A 16,133-nucleotide genomic window follows, 5' to 3' on the forward strand; every position below is an offset into this window, starting at 1 on the left:
TCGACATGGTAGACCGGCGCGGGCTTCTGATCATCCTTTCCTCGCCTTCGGGCGCGGGCAAATCCACCCTGGCCCGGCGGCTGCGCGACTGGGATTCCTCGATCCTGTTCTCGGTCAGCGCCACGACCCGCACCCCGCGTACGGGCGAGGTTGACGGCGCGGATTACTTTTTCACCTCGGATGCGGATTTCAAGGCGCAGGTTTCCGCCGGTGACATGCTGGAACATGCGCATGTGTTCGGTAACTTCTACGGCTCGCCGCGCGCCCCGGTGCAACGGGCGATCGACGCGGGGCAGGATGTTCTGTTTGACATCGACTGGCAGGGAGCGCAGCAGATCCGCAACTCGGCGCTTGGCCAGAACACGCTGTCGATTTTCCTGCTGCCGCCGTCGATTACCGAGCTGCGCCGGCGGCTCGAAGGTCGGGGACAGGACGATGCCGAGACCATCGCGCGGCGGATGCAAAAGAGCTGGGACGAGATCAGCCACTGGGACGGCTATGATTTCGTGCTGGTCAATGACGATCTCGACGCCACCGAAGAGCGGCTCAAGACCATCGTGACGGCCACCCGCCTGCGCCGCAGCCAGCAGCCGGACCTGACCGACCATGTGCGCGCGCTTCAGGCGGAATTCGAGGACAAGGCATGACGATCTACGCGCTGGATGGAAAGACTCCGACGCTGCACCCGGATACCTGGGTTGCGCCGGATGCGAATGTTATCGGGCTGGTCGAGATCGAGGCCGGCGCATCGGTCTGGTTCGGCACCACGATCCGCGCCGATCATGAACGGATCCGCATCGGCCAGGGATCAAACGTGCAGGAAAACTGTGTCCTGCATGTGGATCCCGGCTTTCCCATGACGATCGGCAGGGATTGCACCATCGGCCACAAGGTCATGTTGCATGGCTGTACCGTGGGGAGCAATTCGCTGATCGGGATGGGAGCCACGGTGCTGAACGGCGCAACCATCGGCAGCAACTGCCTGATCGGGGCAGGGGCGCTGATCACCGAGGGCAAGGACATTCCCGATGGCAGCGTCGTGATGGGGGCGCCGGGACGTGTGGTCAGACAGCTGGATGACAAGGCGCAAAAGATGCTGGCGGCATCGGCGGCGCATTACCACGAGAACATGTCCATTTTCCGTGAACAACTGAAGGTCGTTGAACCATGAAAAACGCACGCGGATCGCTGGTGCGGCCCGATCCCTTGCCCGCGAGCGCCAGTCAGCCGGTGGTCACGCCGCTGTCTCCTTCGGTGGTCTATGCGAGCGAAACGCCGGACATGCTCGACGATCAATATGACGGGCGGCTGCACGGCTACACCTATTCGCGCGAAGGCCATCCCAATGCCGATGTGGTCGCCGCCCGCATGGACGTGCTGGAGGGCGCGCAGGGCGGGGTGATGACCGGTTCGGGCATGGCGGCGGTCAGCGCGGTGCTGATGGGGCTGCTGAGCGCGGGCGATCACGTCATCGGCGGCACCCAGCTTTACGGACGCTCCCTGCGGCTGATGAACGAAGATCTGCCGCGCCTGGGGATCGCCACCACGCTTGCGGACCCCGGTGACGTGTCGGCGGTCAGGGCGGCGATACGCCCGGAAACCCGCATGGTATTGGTCGAAGTGGTGTCAAACCCCACCCTGCGCCTTGCCGATATCACGGGGCTTGCCGGGCTGTGCCGCGAGCGGGGGATCCTGCTGGTGGTGGACAATACCTTTACCACGCCGCGCGCCTTTCGCCCGTTCGATCATGGCGCGGATATCGTGATCCATTCGCTGACCAAGCTGCTGGCGGGGCATTCCGACGTGATGCTGGGCTATGCGGTGGCCCGCGATCCGGAGCTGACCGAAAAGCTGCGGGTGTTCGCGGTGACCACGGGGCTGACGCCAAGCCCCTTTGATTGCTGGCTGGCAGAGCGGGGCATGTTGTCTTTCGAGCTGCGGTTTGACCGGGCGCAGCAGAGCGCGGCCATCCTGGCGGATCACCTGGCCACCCTGCCAGGGGTCAGGCGGGTGATCTACCCGATGCGTCCCGACCATCCGGACCACGCCCGCGCTGCGCAGCTGCTGGCGGGGCAGGGCTGCAACATGGTGAGCTTTGAATTGACTGGCGGGCGGGGTGCGGCCAATGCCTTTACCCGCGCGGCGGACGGGCTGAGCTTTGCGCCGACACTTGGCGATGTGGGCACCACCCTGTCGCATCCTGCATCTTCGTCGCACCGATCCATGAGCGCCGCCGACCGTGAAGCAAACGGGCTGAGCGAGGGGTTCTTCCGGGTCTCCGTCGGCCTTGAGGATCCCGAACAGCTCAAGGCGGTCTTTACCGACGCGGTGGCCGCCGCCGGCATGGTCCAGAGCGATGCCTGAAACCGCACTTGACCTGCTGCTGCGCGCGACGCCGCTGCCAACGGCGATCATCAACGAGACCGAATGGATCGTCGCGGCCAATCCCGAGGCGCTCAAGATGTTCAGCCCGGAAATGGTCGGTCGGCATTTCGCCACGGTTCTGCGCCAACCCCAGGTGATCGCGGCAATCGAGGCGACGCTCGCGGATCACGGGGAACATCTTGCGCGGCACAAGCTGGGCAGTGCGACACAGGACGCGCCGCTGGACGTGACCTGCCGCTATATCGAGATGACCGGGAGCGGACAGCCCGGCGTCGCGGTCGTCAGCTTTCAGGATCGCGCGGACATGGAGCAGGCGGGCCAGATGCGCCGCGATTTCGTCGCCAATGTCAGCCACGAATTGCGCACGCCGCTGACGGCGCTGATCGGGTTCATCGAAACGCTGCGCGGCCCGGCGCGCGATGATGCCGAGGCGCGGGATCGGTTCCTCACCATCATGGAGCAAGAGGCCGGGCGGATGAATCGCCTGGTCGGCGACCTGCTGTCGCTGAGCCGGGTCGAGGCGGAAGAGCGTGTGCGCCCCACCGGGCGGGTCGAACTGCTGCCGCTGCTCTCATCGACGCTGTCATCGCTCAGGCCGCTGGCGGATGCCAACGGCGTTTCCCTGGCGGTGGACGGGCCAGCCGATCCGGTGGTGATCCCCGGCGACGAGGACCAGCTGCGGCAGGTGTTCACCAACCTGATCGAGAACGGGATCAAATATGGCGGTGCCGGCAAAGAGGTGGTTCTGTCGGTCGAGCTTTGCGAACGCGACGCCGCGCTGCGTGCGCCAACCGCCAAGGTCGAGGTGCGAGACAAGGGGCCGGGGATCGATCCCATCCACCTGCCGCGCCTGACCGAACGGTTTTATCGCGGCGACAATCACCGGTCGCGGCAATTGGGCGGAACCGGGCTTGGGCTTGCCATCGCCAAGCATATCGTCAATCGGCACCGGGGCCGCATGAAAGTGGCAAGCGAACCGGGGCAGGGCGCAACCTTTACCGTGATCCTGCCGCGCTAGCGGGGCAGCAGGTCCTCGGGTTCGACCTGTGAGGCCAACCACTCGCGAAACCGCAGCAAGGCCGTATCGCCGGCCTTGTCCAGCGGCCAGACGAGGTAATACGCGCCGTGCGCCTCGGTCGGGCGGTCATGCAGTGCAACCAGATTGCCAAGAGCAAGGTCCTGCTCGACCAGGTAATCCGGCATCAGCGCGACACCCAACCCATGCTGCGCAGCCTGTGTGATGGTCGAGAACTGGTCATACAGCGTTCCGGTCACCGGCTTGGTCAGCGTGACGCCCTGGGCGTGAAACCAGTCAGCCCAGGCATCGGGGCGCGTCTCGATATGCAACAGCGGCATCTGCAACAGATCGCGCGGCGCAAGGATGCGGTCATCCGGCACGAGCGACGGGGCGCAGACCGGCAGAAGCTGCTCGTGCCGCAACAGCATGTGGCCGGTGTCAGGCCAATCTGCCTGACCAAAATGTATTGCAGCGTCAAACCCTTCTCTGGCAAAGTTGAAGTGTTGCAAGCGGGTGTTCATGTTGACCGTCACCTGCGGGTGCAGCCGTGCGAAATCCGGAAGCCGGGGCACCAGCCACCGCATCCCGAAGGTTGGCAGGATCGCGAGGTTCAGGGTGCCGCCATCCGGGGCAATGCGCAAGCGCAACGAGGCCTGCGCGATCTGGTCAAGCGCCAGTCGAACCTCGCCCGCGTATTTGCGTGCGCCCGGAGTCAGGGTCAGCCGACGGCCATCGCGGACGATCATTTTCAGCCCCATCTGTTGCTCCAGCGTCTGCAGTTGCCGGCTGATCGCGCTTTGGGTCAGCGACAACTCATCGGCGACGGCGGTGGCGCTGCCAAGGCGGTCGAGGGCTTCGAGAGCGCGCAACGAGGACAAGGAGGGCAGGAGGCGGCGAGGGGTATTCATGTATGCGGTATACTCATGAAAGCATGTGAATGTCTCGCTATATTTAGCGGCGATGGCGGGATATCTTGCCCAAAAACCTCAGTGCACCAGGAGCATCGCATGAACATTTCGCATAAACCCAGCCTCAAGGCCAAGGATGCACCGGAGCTCGGTCAGTTTACATGGGACGACCCGTTGCGACTGGCGGATCAGCTGACCGAGGATGAACGCATGATCACCGAAAGTGCGCGGGCCTATGCGCAGGAAAAACTGCAACCCCGCATTCTCGATGCCTTTGCCAATGAAAAGACCGATCCCGAGATTTTCCGGGAAATGGGTGATATGGGCCTGTTGGGGGTGACGGTCCCCGAGGAATATGGCGGGCTGGGCGCTGGCTATGTGAGCTATGGCCTGGTGGCGCGTGAAGTCGAGCGTGTCGACAGCGGCTATCGCTCGATGATGTCGGTGCAGAGTTCGCTGGTAATGTATCCGATCTATGCCTATGGCAGCGAGGAACAGCGCCAGAAATATCTGCCCAAGCTGGCAAGCGGTGAATTCATCGGCTGTTTCGGGCTGACCGAACCGGATGCCGGCAGCGATCCCGCCGGGATGAAGACACGCGCCGTCAAGACCGCAAACGGTTACAAGCTGACCGGGTCCAAGACGTGGATTTCCAACGCGCCGTTGGCAGACGTGTTCGTGGTCTGGGCCAAATCCGACGAACATGGCGGCAAGATACGCGGGTTTGTTCTTGAGAAAGGCATGAAGGGGCTGAGCGCGCCCAAGATCGAAAACAAGATGAGTCTGCGGGCGTCCATCACCGGCGAAATCGTCATGGATGGGGTCGAGGTCGGCGACGACGCGCTGCTGCCCAATGTTCAGGGACTCAAAGGTCCGTTCGGCTGCCTGAACCGCGCACGATACGGGATCAGCTGGGGTGCCATGGGGGCCGCGGAATTCTGCTGGCACGCGGCACGCCAATATGGGCTGGACCGGCAACAGTTCAACCGACCGCTGGCACAGACACAGCTCTTCCAGAGAAAGCTGGCCGACATGCAGACCGAGATCGCACTCGGCCTTCAGGCGAGCCTGCGCGTGGGCCGTTTGATGGATGACGCCAATGCCGCGCCCGAAATGATCTCGATCGTCAAACGCAACAATTGCGGCAAGGCGCTCGACGTGGCGCGGATGGCGCGGGACATGCATGGCGGCAACGGCATCAGCCTCGAATACCAGGTGATCCGGCATCTGTTGAATCTCGAGACCGTGAACACTTATGAAGGCACCCACGACGTTCACGCCCTGATCCTTGGACGCGCGCAAACCGGGTTGCAGGCGTTTTTCTGACCCCAACACACCGCGCCGCAGGGCCGCTTGCGGCGCGGTGTGTCGGTTGGTGAATCCGCTGTCGTGACCCGTTATTCTCGTTTTTCAGCAAGATAGGGGATTTGTCTCAACCCAGTTTAGAATGTGCCCGTCTTACATTGATTATTCCTGTAATCGGTATTATGTAAATAGTGGGCCGAAATCAAATACTGACGCTGCGAAACGGCGTTTCGGTATGCGGTACAGGTTGGAAGCATGGGCAATTCGGTCTAACGTTCCTCAACGGCAGAGTCGCGGCGGTTTGTGCTGACGCCGAACTCGCGCCTTGGGAGGAGCATCAGATGTGCAATGCAGTTTGCGCGTGTTTCAGCGACTGGGGTTCGGATCGTGTTCGCGCATGAGTCTGATCTACTGCCGATCGAACGGGACACGCTGGGCGGTAGAGTTCGCTCTACGTTTGCGCCGAATGCCTTTCTATTACTTTCCAATACTTTGCCGATCGATCCTGAACACCCAACCGGTAGCGTCCCCGTCTTGGAGCCCCTGCCCGCGCCCTGTTCCTGCGGGTCGTAAAACCATCATCAAACGCACTGAAGACGAATATTGAAAGGGAGTCCACATGGTCCATGACAACACGCCATTGGAGCTGAACAATCTGGAAATGTCGGACAAGGCCAAGCCGCTGCTGGCGTCGGTGGTCCGGCACATCCGCGACAATGTCGATCCGATCACTGACGAATTCTATCGCCTTGGTGAAGGCCGTGCCGATCGGTGGTCCTATGCGCCGGGCCAGCTGGAATTGCTCGAAAGCGCCAAAATCAAGGCGCGCGAAGCGGGTTTGTGGAACTTTTTCCTGCCCAACGCGGAAACCGGCGAAGGGCTGTCGAACCTTGATTACGCCTATATTGCGGCAGAGCTGGGCAAGAATCCCCTGGCGTCTGAAACCCTGAACTGTTCCGCACCGGATACGGGCAACATGGAGGTTCTGGAGCGGATCGGCACGGAGGAGCAGAAGAAAAAATGGCTGAAACCGCTGCTTGCCGGTGAAATCCGGTCGTGTTTCGCGATGACCGAGCCGGATGTGGCGAGTTCGGATGCCCGCAACATTTCGACCAGTGCGGTGCTGGAAGGTGATGAATGGGTCATAAATGGCGAGAAATATTACATTTCCGGTGCCGGTGATCCGCGCTGCAAGATCATGATCTGCATGGTCAAGACTTCGCCCGAGGCCGAGACCTTTCGCCAGCAGAGCCAGATCCTGGTGCCCATGGACACGCCGGGCGTCGAGATTGTCGGCCCGATGTGTGTCTTTGGCCATGACGACGCACCGCATGGGCATATGCATATCAGGATGAACAATGTGCGGGTTCCGGCCGCCAACATGCTCTGGGGTGAAGGGCGCGGGTTTGAAATCAGCCAGCTGCGGCTGGGGCCCGGTCGTATTCACCACTGCATGCGCTCGATCGGTCAGGCGGAAAGGGCGTTGGACCTGCTGATCGAACGTGGGGTTTCGCGCGAAGCCTTTGGCAAGAAGATCATCGATCTTGGCAAGAACATGGAGACGGTTTCGCGCATGCGCATCGATATCGAGGCGATGCGCCTGATGGTGCTCAAGGCGGCGCGGGCGATGGACGTGCTGGGCAACAAGGAAGCGCGCATCTGGGTCAGCATGATCAAGGCGATGGTGCCCGAAAAGGTCTGTCAGATCATCGATCAGGCGATGCAGGTGCATGGCGCGACCGGCCTTTCGCAATGGTCGCCCCTGTCGGAAATGTACACTGGCCAGCGGACCCTGCGGTTTGCCGATGGGCCGGACGAGGTGCATCATCACGTGGTTGCGCGGGCCGAGGTCAAGGACTTTCAGAACTCCAACCACCGCAAGTCCGACAGCAAGGATCAATCGCGTGGCCGTATGTTCGAGGGACCCTGAGCAACATGGCGGAGCTCTTTGATTTGACGGGCAAGGTCGCGGTGCTGACCGGGGCTTCCAGGGGCATGGGCTTGCACATGGCGACCGCCCTCGCCCGCCATGGTGCGACCGTGGTGATTGCCGCGCGCAAGCAGGAGCAGCTTGACGATGCGGCGGCGCAGATCAACTCGGCAGCCGGATCAGGGCGAGCCATCGCGGTGGCCTGCAACATCGGTTCCAAGGAGCAGGTGCAGGCGCTTGTGAATACGGCCCGCGCGCGCGCCGGCCCGGTTGATATCCTGATCGGCAATGCGGGTGTGAACCCCTACTACGGGCCGACCTCGGAAATCCCCGACGATGCCTATGACAAGACCATGTCGGCCAATGTGCAATCGAACCTGTGGCTGGCCCGGATGGTTGCCCCCGACATGGCCCGGGCGGGTGGCGGATCGATGATGTTCACCAGTTCGATCGGGGCCTTCAAACCCTCAACGATGCTGGGAACCTATGGCATGTCCAAGCTGGCGTTGATCGGGCTGGTGCGCAATATCGCGGCAGAATTCGGCCCCGCCGGCATCCGGGTCAATGCCATCTGTCCGGGGCTGGTCAAGACCGACTTTGCGCGGGAACTCTGGGACAAGCCCGAGGTCGAAGAACGTATCCGCAAGGACATCCCCCTGCGCCGCCTGGGAGAGCCCGAGGATTTCGAGGGCATCGCCGTGTTTCTGGCGTCGGATGCAAGCCGCTACATGACCGGTCAGGCGCTGACGGTCTGTGGCGGGTCCAACATGTGGGCATGAGGGTAAGATCATGGAATTGAAAGACAAGATCGTGGTGGTGACCGGCGCGGCCAGCGGCATTGGCCGGGCACTGGCCCTGCGCTTTGCCGCCGAGGGTGCCAAGAGCGTGGTATGTGCCGACCTGAACCTGACGGGGGCCATCGAGACCGCCGAACAGATTGACGGCGTGGCATTTGCGGTCAATGTCGGGCGCGAGGGCGATATCGCCGCGCTGATTGATCGGGTCGAAAGCGATATCGGCCCCATCGACCTGTTCTGTTCAAACGCGGGGATCCTGACCCTGGGCGGTATGGAAGTTGCCAATGAAGATTGGCAAAAGATATGGGATATCAACGTGATGTCCCATGTCTGGGCGGCCCGGCACCTGTTGCCCCTGATGATTGAGCGTGGCGGTGGATACCTGTTGAACACCGCCTCTGCCGCCGGGTTGCTGAACCAGGTTGGCGCCGCGCCTTACGGGGTGACGAAACACGCCGCCGTCGGGCTGGCGGAATGGCTGGCGCTTAGCCATGGGGATCAGGGCATTCGCGTTTCGGTTCTCTGTCCGCAGGCGGTGCGCAGCGAAATGACCCGTGGGCACGAAGGCTCGGTGGCGGCGCTGGACGGGATGCTGGAGCCCGAGGCTGTGGCCGAGGCCTGCGTCAGGGCGATCCATGACGAGACCTTTCTCGTGCTGCCGCATCCCGAGGTACAGGGCTATATGCGGCTCAAGACGGAGAATTATGACCGCTGGATCGGCGGCATGCGCAAGCTCAACCGCATTTATGGCGACGGCAAAGGCTCATAGGGCCGCCGTCGCCCGGGTTCACCCGGCGGGTTTCGTCCTGAGCGGCCGTATCAGCCCTTCCTGCGCCACGCTGGCAACCAGCGTGCCGTCCTGCCGATAGATGGAACCGCGATTGAACCCGCGCGCCCCGCCGGTAAAGGGCGCGTCCATCGAATAAAGGTGCCAGTCTTCAAACTGGATCGGTGCATGAAACCACATGGCGTGATCCAGGCTGGCGGTCATCGTCTTGCCCTGAAACCAGGTCAACCCGTGCGGGCGCAGCGATGAGCCCAGCAGGTACATGTCCGAGGCATAGGCCAGCAGCACATGTTCGGTCTTGCGGTCGGTTCCCCTGGCATCGGGCATCCGGAACCAGACATGGTTGGTGTCACCGGTCGGTTCGGGCGCGATGAAATCGCGCGGCGCGACCTCGCGGATTTCAATGGGTCGCGGGCGCAGGAATTCTTGCCGGAATTTTTCGGGGATCTGGTCGACAAAGTCATCGCGGCGCTCGGCATGTGACAACAACCCGTCCGGGCCCTCGACATCCGGCATCTGGTGTTGATAGTCCCAGCCCTCCTCCTCGATGTGAAACGAAGCCGACATGTTCAGGATCTGTCGCCCGTGCTGGATCGCGACGACCCGGCGGGTGGTAAAGCTGCCGCCGTCACGCGCCCGGTCGACACTGTAGATCACCGGGATGGACGGATCGCCGGGACGGATGAAATAAGCGTGCAGCGAGTGACACAGCCGATCGGGCACGGTCTTGTATGCCGCCGCGAGCGCCTGGGCGATCACCTGCCCGCCAAAGATCCGCGTCGTGGTTTCGCCACCCGAACCGATGCCGCGAAACAGGTCGACTTCGAGCTGCTCGACATCCAGCAGGTTCAGCAATTCTTCTCCGACACCGGTCATGGGCACCTGTTCCTTTCCGATCTGGGTTCGCGCCCGCAAAGGTGCATGGGCGCCGAGGGCTCAATGTTGACCGGTCTGTTCATGGAATCACGATCGACCCCGATTTCCGGTTCCACGCCCAACAACACCTTTTCGGCTGCTTTTTCCAGCGCCTTGCCCGCCAGGTGCCAACGGGCGGCTCGGGGAAGGACGGATCAACCCGTCAACGCCCCATGGACCAGCGCCTTGAGTTGCGGTCGCGCGGGATAGGAACTGGACGGCGAAAGCTGGGTAAAGAACACCACGGAGAGGTCCAGAACCGGGTCGATCCAGAAGAAAGTCGAGGCCATGCCACCCCAGCTGAAATCGCCGACGTTGCCCGGGCTGCGCACGCGGCCGGGTTCCAGCACGACCGAGCCACCAAGACCAAAGCCCATGCCCTCCATCGGCTGTTCGGCAAAGCTCTGCGGTCCCATCGAGGCGATATCGCCGGGCAGATGGTTGCGCATCATGAAGGCAACGGTGCGCGGCGACAGGATATGACCGCCCTCGCAGACCCCGCCTCGGCGCAGCATTTCGACAAAGGCCATATAGTCGTCAATGGTCCCCACCAGACCACCGCCGCCAGAGTGCATCTCGGCGGTTTCAAAGGGCGAAGTGCCGTGCTCGTCGGTCAGCCGCAACGTATCCGCGCCCTTCTGCGCGGCATTCAGATCCATCGCGCTGCCCGCCAGCGGTGTATAGAGCGATGCAAACCGGTCCCCCGTACCGTCGGGCACGACAAACCGGGTTTCGTGCATCCCCAGCGGTTCCAGAATGGTGTCGGCCATGAACCTGTCGAGCGATTGCCCCGTCGCAACCTCGATCACGCGCCCCAGAACATCGATCCCGACCGAGTATTCCCACCGCGACCCCGGACGAAAAGCCAACGGCAAATCGCCAAGCCGGTCGGCCATATCCGCAAGCTTGCCCTGGTTGGGGCCGAACATGATCTTTTGTTCATCCATTTCCCGTGACAGGACGCCCGGGTTGAACGGATAGCTGAGCCCACTGGTATGGGTCATCAATTGGTGAATGGTCGGGCTGGCGCAGGGTTCGATCTGGTCCAGCCGCTCGGCACCGGGCACTAGGGCGGTCATGTCGCTGAACGCAGGCAGGAAGTCGGAGACCGGCGCATCGAGGTGAAACAGCCCCTGCTCTACCAGCGTCATCGCCGCCACCGTGGTGACCGGCTTGGTCATCGAATAGATCCGGGCCACCGTATCCCGCTCAAACGGCAGATCGGCGGTGATATTCCGGCGACCGGTTGCGTTGAAATAGACCTCTTTGCCGCCCCGCGCGATCAGCACCGAGGACCCGGGATATTTCCGCTCCCCGACATAGCGATCCATCCAGGCCGCGATCCGGTCCAGCCGGTCGCCGTCAAAGCCCGCGTCCCGTGGTTTGATGGTCTGCATAAGATTTTGCCCTTTTCCAAGTAAACACAATGCCCTGCGCGGACAAGCTAACCGATCATCCGCTGCATCGCCGCGACGGTTTCATCATTGAACCATCCACCCGGCGGCGCATTGCCCCCATGGGCCATCGCATGTTCGATCCGATCGCACACCGCGCCCCGGATCTGGCGCTTTACGCTGGCATATGTGTTGGGCGGGCTATCCGCCAGCCCCAGGGCTGCGGCCCGGGCGGCGGCGTCCAACTGGTCCGGTGGCACGATGTTGTCGATGATCCCCGCCGCGCTGGCCTGCTGCGCATTGATCGGCTGCCCGCCCAGCATCAAGCGCCGCAAGCTGTTGGTATCGAGCGTGGCGCGGGCGATTTCAAGCGGCCCCACCGGGAAATCCACACCAACCCGCACCTCGGCCAGACCAAAACGCGCATCCGGCGTTGCCAGGCGCGCGTCGCTTGCGAGCACAAAGAACAGTCCCCCGGCAATCGCCGCGCCATTGACCGCCGCAACCGTCGGTTTCGGGCAGGTATACAGGGCCAGAAAACCCAGGTTCAGCCCCCTGACAATGGCATTCTGCGCCGCAAGATCAAAGCCCTGCGCTTCCTTCAGGTCAAGACCGGCGGAAAACACCTTGAAATCGCTGGCAATCACGATGCCCCGAACCGTGTCATCCGCGACCAATTCATCGATCAGCCCGGCGAAATCCATCAGGAACTCCGCGCTCAGCGCATTGACCGGGGCCCGTCGCAATCGGATCTCGGAAATGCCGTTGTCACGATCCTTGCGCAGCAGGTGATCCATGTTCATATCCCCAACGCCCGGCGAAGGCCGTGCGGTTCATCCGGTATTTATGCGCCTCGCCCGCAAAATCGCAACCGGTGAAAGCCGGAAAAATCAACGGCCTAAGCATGTGACGCGCCTATTGCCGCCGGTTGGCCGGATTGCGCGGCATTCCTTGGGCACATCATCGCGGGCGCACGGTTCCCATGATTTCCGGTCAACATTTCCTGCCCCTGCGCCAAGCTGGACGCCCGAACCTGTTGCCCCTTACGGGTTTGCTTTTCCGCGTAAAATCATGATCCGCGTCAACATTGCCATATCGGCGCACCGGCTAGTGACGCGGTCGGCAGCTCAGCGCCTCGGCAACGCGGATCAGGTTGGGGGCATAATGTTGTTCAAGCTGCTTTGCCTTAACGTGAAAGGCCGGTCCTCCGACATTCAGGCCATAGACCCTCGTGCCGTTCAGCGAATAGACCGGCACCGCGATCGCATTCACGTCGGGCCGCCAGTCGCCATAGCCGGTGCAAAATCCGTTGGCCTTGTACTCGGCAAGCGCGCGCTCGACGCTGGCGTGGCGCCCCTCCTGCCCGTCCGGATCCTGCCGGTCGGCATCGGCCAGCACCGCTTCGCGATCCCGCGCGCTCATCCCGGCCAGTATCGAGCGCCCCATCGCCGAGCGAAACAGCGGCAACCGCGACCCCACATGCATGGTCAGCGAAATCTCTTCGCGCGAGCCTTGCACCGCGAGATAGACCACATCCATCCGGTGCCGTTCCGCCAGCGCGCAGGTGATATAGGAATTGGGCCCGTTGCCCAGTTCGCGCATCGCATCCGCCGCGCGCTCGCCGATCTCCATGCCGGACAACACGCCATAGCCCAGCTGCAATACGCCGGCGCTCAGCCGGTAGCTGCCGGAGCGGGTGTCGGCGACAAGGTAATCCAGCTTGCACAGCGTATGCGTCAGCCGCGAGACCGTCGGTTTCGGCAAACCGGTGCGTTCCGAGATGTCATGGTTGGTCAGCTCTGTTTCATTGGGTCGAAAACACCGTAGCACGTCGAGCCCGCGCGCCAACGCGGTGATAAAGTTGCGGTCCTTTTCCTCGTCGGGATTGGCCCTGAATTCCGCTTCCGCCATGTCGCTTCCCTTCCTGGCTGCCCAATCGCCCTATTTGGACAGGGCTTTCAACCCGTGATCCGCGAATACCGGGACGTATTGACCGATCTTGATGGCGCGTTCCGGGTTGCTGGCATTGCCGTCCAGCGCCCGTTTCAACACGCCCTGAATGATCGCCGCCATCCGAAAGAAACAGAAGGACAGGTAAAACCCGAAATTCTCGATGCCCGGCAATCCGCGACGGTCGCAATAGCGGGCGATGAACTCGGCATCCGTCGGCAGGCCAAGCGCCTTTCGGTCCACCCCGGCCAGCCCACGCCCCTCGCGTCCGGGCGGCATCTGCCATTGCATGATGACCGAAGCCAGATCCGCAAACGGGTGTCCGATTGTCGACAATTCCCAGTCGAGCACCGCGAGACATGTCGCACCGGTTCCGTCGAAGATCATGTTGTCCAGCCGGTAATCGCCATGCACCAGGCTGCGTTGACCATCATCTTGCGGCATCTGTTCGACCAGTTGGCGCATCAGGGCATCCATTGCCGGAACCGGGTCGGTTTCCGAGGCGCGATATTGCTTTGACCAACGCTCGACCTGCCGCTGGAAATAATTGCCGGGCGGGCCGTAATCGGACAGGCCGACCGCATCGATATCGACCATATGCAGGGCCGCAAGCACCCGGTTCATGTCATCGATCACCGCCCCGCGCACGTCGTTCGAAACATCCGGCATCGTCGGCTCGTTGAAATTGCGCCCGTCCACATGGTCCATGATATAGAACATCGAACCGATCACGCTGTCATCGTCACAAAGCAGGTGCATCTTCGCCACGGGCACGTCGGTTTCGGCCAGCGCCTTTTGCACGCGAAACTCGCGATCCACCGCATGTGCCGATTTCAGCAATGTTCCCGGTGGCTTGCGGCGCAGAACATAGTTCCGCCCGGGGGTCTTGAGCAGGAAAGTCGGATTGCTCTGCCCGGTTTCGAATTTATGCGCGGTCAGCGGGCCTTCAAAGCCCGGAAGATGCGCGCCGAGATAGGCCCCCACCGCGTCAAGGTCGAGTGTCTGAGTCTCATGTGTCATGGTCGCTCCTCAGCTGAAGGTCAGCAGCTTTGCCCGATCCGGGGTGGAAAAATGCGGCGTGGCGTTGAATTCATGCAGCAGGAAGGTGCCGGCGTTAAAGAAAAACCGCGTCCAGGATGTGTTCTTGACCTGAAGGTTCAGCGCCATCATCTGCGCGTCCGGTGCGCCAAGGCAGGATTTGACCAAGGCACCGATGGGGCCGCCCGAGCTGATGACAAGAACCCGCCGATCCGGAGTTTCAGTGGCAAATTTACGCGCGTTTTCAACGCGTTCAGAGAAGTCTTTCCAACTCTCTCTGGCCCCGCTCAGCCCGCCGGCCTGCCATTCGAGAATGGTCTCGCGCAGGGCGCGGAAATGCGTCTTGCGATCATGGCGTACCGGATCGGGGACATTGCCGTTGAACCGCACCGACAGCAGGTCGTGGAAATCGTATTCGTTGAACCCCGGATGCTGCTCCGGTGCCGCGTCAAACCCCATCGAGACGAGGGTTTCGCGCTGACGGGCAAGGGTTCCCGTCACCAGCCGGTCCGGCACCCAGCCCGAGGCGCGCAACGCCCCGCCCGCCAGCTCCGACTGCCGGTGGCCAAGGGCCGACAGCCGGTCGTAATTGTCGGCACCAAAGCTCGCCTGGGCGTGCCGGATCACCAGAAGCTCGGCCATCTAGCCGGTGAACTCGCCAGCGAGCCGGGCACCGGCACCCAGGAATTCCCGCTCGAACCGATCGACCAGCGCCGCGGTGTCGGAGATTTCGTTGATCGCGCCAATGCCCTGCCCCGATCCCCAGATCTCCTTCCATGCCTTGGGCTTGGAAGAACCGGAGCCGAAATTCATCGAACTGGCGTCAGCGGATGGCAGGTTGTCGGCATCCATTCCCGCCGCCGTGATCGAGGGTTTCAGATAGTTGCCCGACACCCCGGTGAACAACGTGGACGTCACGATATCCTCGGCACCGCTCGCCACGATCATTTCCTTGTAGGCGGCTTGCGCATTGGCCTCGGTCGTGGCGATGAAGGGCGAGCCCGCATAGCCGAAATCCGCACCAACCGCCAAGGCCGCCAACAGCGCGTCGCCGGTTGCGATGGCACCCGACAGCAGCAGCGGCCCGGAGAACCAATCGCGGATTTCACGGATCAGGGCAAAGGGCGATTGCGGACCCGCATGACCACCTGCCCCGGCCGCCACCGCAATCAGCCCGTCAGCACCCTTGTCGATGGCCTTTTTGGCAAAGGTGTTGTTGATGATATCGTGCAGCACGATACCGCCACAATCATGGGCCGCGTCGTTCACTTCGACCCGCGCACCCAGCGAGGTGATCCAGATCGGCACCTTGTAGCGATTGCAAATCTCGAGATCCCGATCCAGCCGCGCGTTCGAGCGATGCACGATCTGGTTGACCGCAAACGGGGCGGCGGGGCGATCCGGGTTGTCCTGGTTGTGCCGGTCCAGTTCCTGGGTAATCCGTTGCAGCCATGCCTCGAGCAGCGGCGGTTCGCCTTCGGCCTCACGCGCGTTCAGTGCCGGGAACGATCCGACGATCCCGGCCTTGCATTGGGCGATCACCAGATCGGGCGAGGACACAATGAACAGCGGCGACCCCACCAGCGGCAGACGAAGACCGCGCAGCGCGGCGGGCAGATGGCTCTCGTCGCGTTTCCAGGCTACCATGACCGTTCTCCCGGCTGGCTGATGGTCGGGGCCGGTCGTCGACCGGGCGGGGTTGCGAT

Annotated in this window: 16 protein-coding genes; 8 read left to right on the forward strand and 8 right to left on the reverse strand. The window is 62.4% G+C overall.

Annotation, left to right across the window (positions count from 1 at the left end):
• Nucleotides 1–5 precede the first annotated feature (5 nt).
• The 4 genes from gmk to ACP15R_RS12185 are packed head-to-tail and all read left to right on the forward strand — an operon-like array spanning nucleotide 6 to nucleotide 3,403.
• Nucleotides 6–647 carry a guanylate kinase gene (gene gmk / locus ACP15R_RS12170; protein WP_424986681.1) on the forward strand — a complete coding sequence of 214 codons (642 nt, stop codon included), beginning with the start codon at nucleotides 6–8 and terminating at the stop codon, nucleotides 645–647.
• Entirely contained in the window at nucleotides 644–1,171 is a 528-nt protein-coding gene (locus ACP15R_RS12175) for a gamma carbonic anhydrase family protein (protein WP_424986682.1), read from the forward strand. Before gmk ends, ACP15R_RS12175 begins: the two co-directional genes overlap by 4 nt.
• Entirely contained in the window at nucleotides 1,168–2,364 is a 1,197-nt protein-coding gene (locus ACP15R_RS12180) for a trans-sulfuration enzyme family protein (RefSeq protein ID WP_424986683.1), read from the forward strand. Before ACP15R_RS12175 ends, ACP15R_RS12180 begins: the two co-directional genes overlap by 4 nt.
• Entirely contained in the window at nucleotides 2,357–3,403 is a 1,047-nt protein-coding gene (locus ACP15R_RS12185; RefSeq protein WP_424986684.1) for a sensor histidine kinase, read from the forward strand. The genes ACP15R_RS12180 and ACP15R_RS12185 overlap by 8 nt, the downstream gene beginning before the upstream one ends.
• Here ACP15R_RS12185 and ACP15R_RS12190 read toward each other — a convergent pair.
• Nucleotides 3,400–4,311 (reverse strand): LysR family transcriptional regulator, encoded by a 912-nt coding sequence (locus tag ACP15R_RS12190; protein ID WP_424986685.1) that lies wholly within the window; start codon nucleotides 4,309–4,311, stop codon nucleotides 3,400–3,402. The two genes, ACP15R_RS12185 and ACP15R_RS12190, sit on opposite strands and share 4 nt — an antisense overlap.
• Nucleotides 4,312–4,410: 99 nt before the next feature.
• Between ACP15R_RS12190 and ACP15R_RS12195 the strand changes: the two genes are divergently transcribed.
• The 4 genes from ACP15R_RS12195 to ACP15R_RS12210 all read left to right on the forward strand — a co-directional run bounded on the left by ACP15R_RS12195 (nucleotide 4,411) and on the right by ACP15R_RS12210 (nucleotide 9,112).
• A complete protein-coding gene (locus ACP15R_RS12195; protein ID WP_424986686.1) occupies nucleotides 4,411–5,637 on the forward strand; it encodes an acyl-CoA dehydrogenase in 1,227 nt (408 codons plus the stop codon).
• A 598-nt stretch (nucleotides 5,638–6,235) separates the two neighbouring features.
• On the forward strand, nucleotides 6,236–7,546 hold the full coding sequence (locus ACP15R_RS12200) for an acyl-CoA dehydrogenase family protein (RefSeq protein WP_424986687.1): 1,311 nt from the start codon (nucleotides 6,236–6,238) through the stop codon (nucleotides 7,544–7,546).
• Nucleotides 7,547–7,551: 5 nt separating this feature from the next.
• Nucleotides 7,552–8,325, forward strand: coding sequence for an SDR family NAD(P)-dependent oxidoreductase (locus tag ACP15R_RS12205; RefSeq protein WP_424986688.1), 774 nt, complete (start codon nucleotides 7,552–7,554; stop codon nucleotides 8,323–8,325).
• 10 nt (nucleotides 8,326–8,335) lie between these two features.
• Nucleotides 8,336–9,112, forward strand: coding sequence for an SDR family oxidoreductase (locus ACP15R_RS12210; protein ID WP_424986689.1), 777 nt, complete (start codon nucleotides 8,336–8,338; stop codon nucleotides 9,110–9,112).
• An 18-nt stretch (nucleotides 9,113–9,130) separates the two neighbouring features.
• Here ACP15R_RS12210 and ACP15R_RS12215 read toward each other — a convergent pair whose 3' ends face one another.
• The 7 genes from ACP15R_RS12215 to ACP15R_RS12245 all read right to left on the reverse strand — a co-directional run bounded on the left by ACP15R_RS12215 (nucleotide 9,131) and on the right by ACP15R_RS12245 (nucleotide 16,074).
• Nucleotides 9,131–10,006 (reverse strand): acyl-CoA thioesterase, encoded by an 876-nt coding sequence (locus ACP15R_RS12215; protein WP_424986690.1) that lies wholly within the window; start codon nucleotides 10,004–10,006, stop codon nucleotides 9,131–9,133.
• Nucleotides 10,007–10,200: 194 nt separating this feature from the next.
• Nucleotides 10,201–11,442 carry a serine hydrolase domain-containing protein gene (locus tag ACP15R_RS12220; RefSeq protein WP_424986691.1) on the reverse strand — a complete coding sequence of 414 codons (1,242 nt, stop codon included), beginning with the start codon at nucleotides 11,440–11,442 and terminating at the stop codon, nucleotides 10,201–10,203.
• Nucleotides 11,443–11,489: 47 nt separating this feature from the next.
• A complete protein-coding gene (locus ACP15R_RS12225; protein ID WP_424986692.1) occupies nucleotides 11,490–12,236 on the reverse strand; it encodes an enoyl-CoA hydratase/isomerase family protein in 747 nt (248 codons plus the stop codon).
• Between the two features lie 310 nt (nucleotides 12,237–12,546).
• Nucleotides 12,547–13,350 carry an IclR family transcriptional regulator gene (locus ACP15R_RS12230; RefSeq protein WP_424986693.1) on the reverse strand — a complete coding sequence of 268 codons (804 nt, stop codon included), beginning with the start codon at nucleotides 13,348–13,350 and terminating at the stop codon, nucleotides 12,547–12,549.
• A gap of 30 nt (nucleotides 13,351–13,380) precedes the next feature.
• Nucleotides 13,381–14,409 (reverse strand): phosphotransferase family protein, encoded by a 1,029-nt coding sequence (locus ACP15R_RS12235; RefSeq protein ID WP_424986694.1) that lies wholly within the window; start codon nucleotides 14,407–14,409, stop codon nucleotides 13,381–13,383.
• A 9-nt stretch (nucleotides 14,410–14,418) separates the two neighbouring features.
• Nucleotides 14,419–15,069 (reverse strand): histidine phosphatase family protein, encoded by a 651-nt coding sequence (locus ACP15R_RS12240; protein ID WP_424986695.1) that lies wholly within the window; start codon nucleotides 15,067–15,069, stop codon nucleotides 14,419–14,421.
• Complete coding sequence (locus ACP15R_RS12245; protein WP_424986696.1) at nucleotides 15,070–16,074, reverse strand: NAD(P)H-dependent flavin oxidoreductase; 1,005 nt, start codon at nucleotides 16,072–16,074, stop codon at nucleotides 15,070–15,072.
• Nucleotides 16,075–16,133: the final 59 nt, after the last annotated feature.

It is taken from the genome of Microbulbifer sp. S227A, assembly GCF_049800935.1.

Coding starts and splice junctions, on each gene's coding strand:
- gmk (WP_424986681.1), top strand. CDS start 6: ATGGTAGACCGGCGCGGGCTTCTGATCATCCTTTCCTCGCCTTCGGGC.
- ACP15R_RS12175 (WP_424986682.1), top strand. CDS start 644: ATGACGATCTACGCGCTGGATGGAAAGACTCCGACGCTGCACCCGGAT.
- ACP15R_RS12180 (WP_424986683.1), top strand. CDS start 1,168: ATGAAAAACGCACGCGGATCGCTGGTGCGGCCCGATCCCTTGCCCGCG.
- ACP15R_RS12185 (WP_424986684.1), top strand. CDS start 2,357: ATGCCTGAAACCGCACTTGACCTGCTGCTGCGCGCGACGCCGCTGCCA.
- ACP15R_RS12190 (WP_424986685.1), bottom strand. CDS start 4,311: ATGAATACCCCTCGCCGCCTCCTGCCCTCCTTGTCCTCGTTGCGCGCT.
- ACP15R_RS12195 (WP_424986686.1), top strand. CDS start 4,411: ATGAACATTTCGCATAAACCCAGCCTCAAGGCCAAGGATGCACCGGAG.
- ACP15R_RS12200 (WP_424986687.1), top strand. CDS start 6,236: ATGGTCCATGACAACACGCCATTGGAGCTGAACAATCTGGAAATGTCG.
- ACP15R_RS12205 (WP_424986688.1), top strand. CDS start 7,552: ATGGCGGAGCTCTTTGATTTGACGGGCAAGGTCGCGGTGCTGACCGGG.
- ACP15R_RS12210 (WP_424986689.1), top strand. CDS start 8,336: ATGGAATTGAAAGACAAGATCGTGGTGGTGACCGGCGCGGCCAGCGGC.
- ACP15R_RS12215 (WP_424986690.1), bottom strand. CDS start 10,006: ATGACCGGTGTCGGAGAAGAATTGCTGAACCTGCTGGATGTCGAGCAG.
- ACP15R_RS12220 (WP_424986691.1), bottom strand. CDS start 11,442: ATGCAGACCATCAAACCACGGGACGCGGGCTTTGACGGCGACCGGCTG.
- ACP15R_RS12225 (WP_424986692.1), bottom strand. CDS start 12,236: ATGGATCACCTGCTGCGCAAGGATCGTGACAACGGCATTTCCGAGATC.
- ACP15R_RS12230 (WP_424986693.1), bottom strand. CDS start 13,350: ATGGCGGAAGCGGAATTCAGGGCCAATCCCGACGAGGAAAAGGACCGC.
- ACP15R_RS12235 (WP_424986694.1), bottom strand. CDS start 14,409: ATGACACATGAGACTCAGACACTCGACCTTGACGCGGTGGGGGCCTAT.
- ACP15R_RS12240 (WP_424986695.1), bottom strand. CDS start 15,069: ATGGCCGAGCTTCTGGTGATCCGGCACGCCCAGGCGAGCTTTGGTGCC.
- ACP15R_RS12245 (WP_424986696.1), bottom strand. CDS start 16,074: ATGGTAGCCTGGAAACGCGACGAGAGCCATCTGCCCGCCGCGCTGCGC.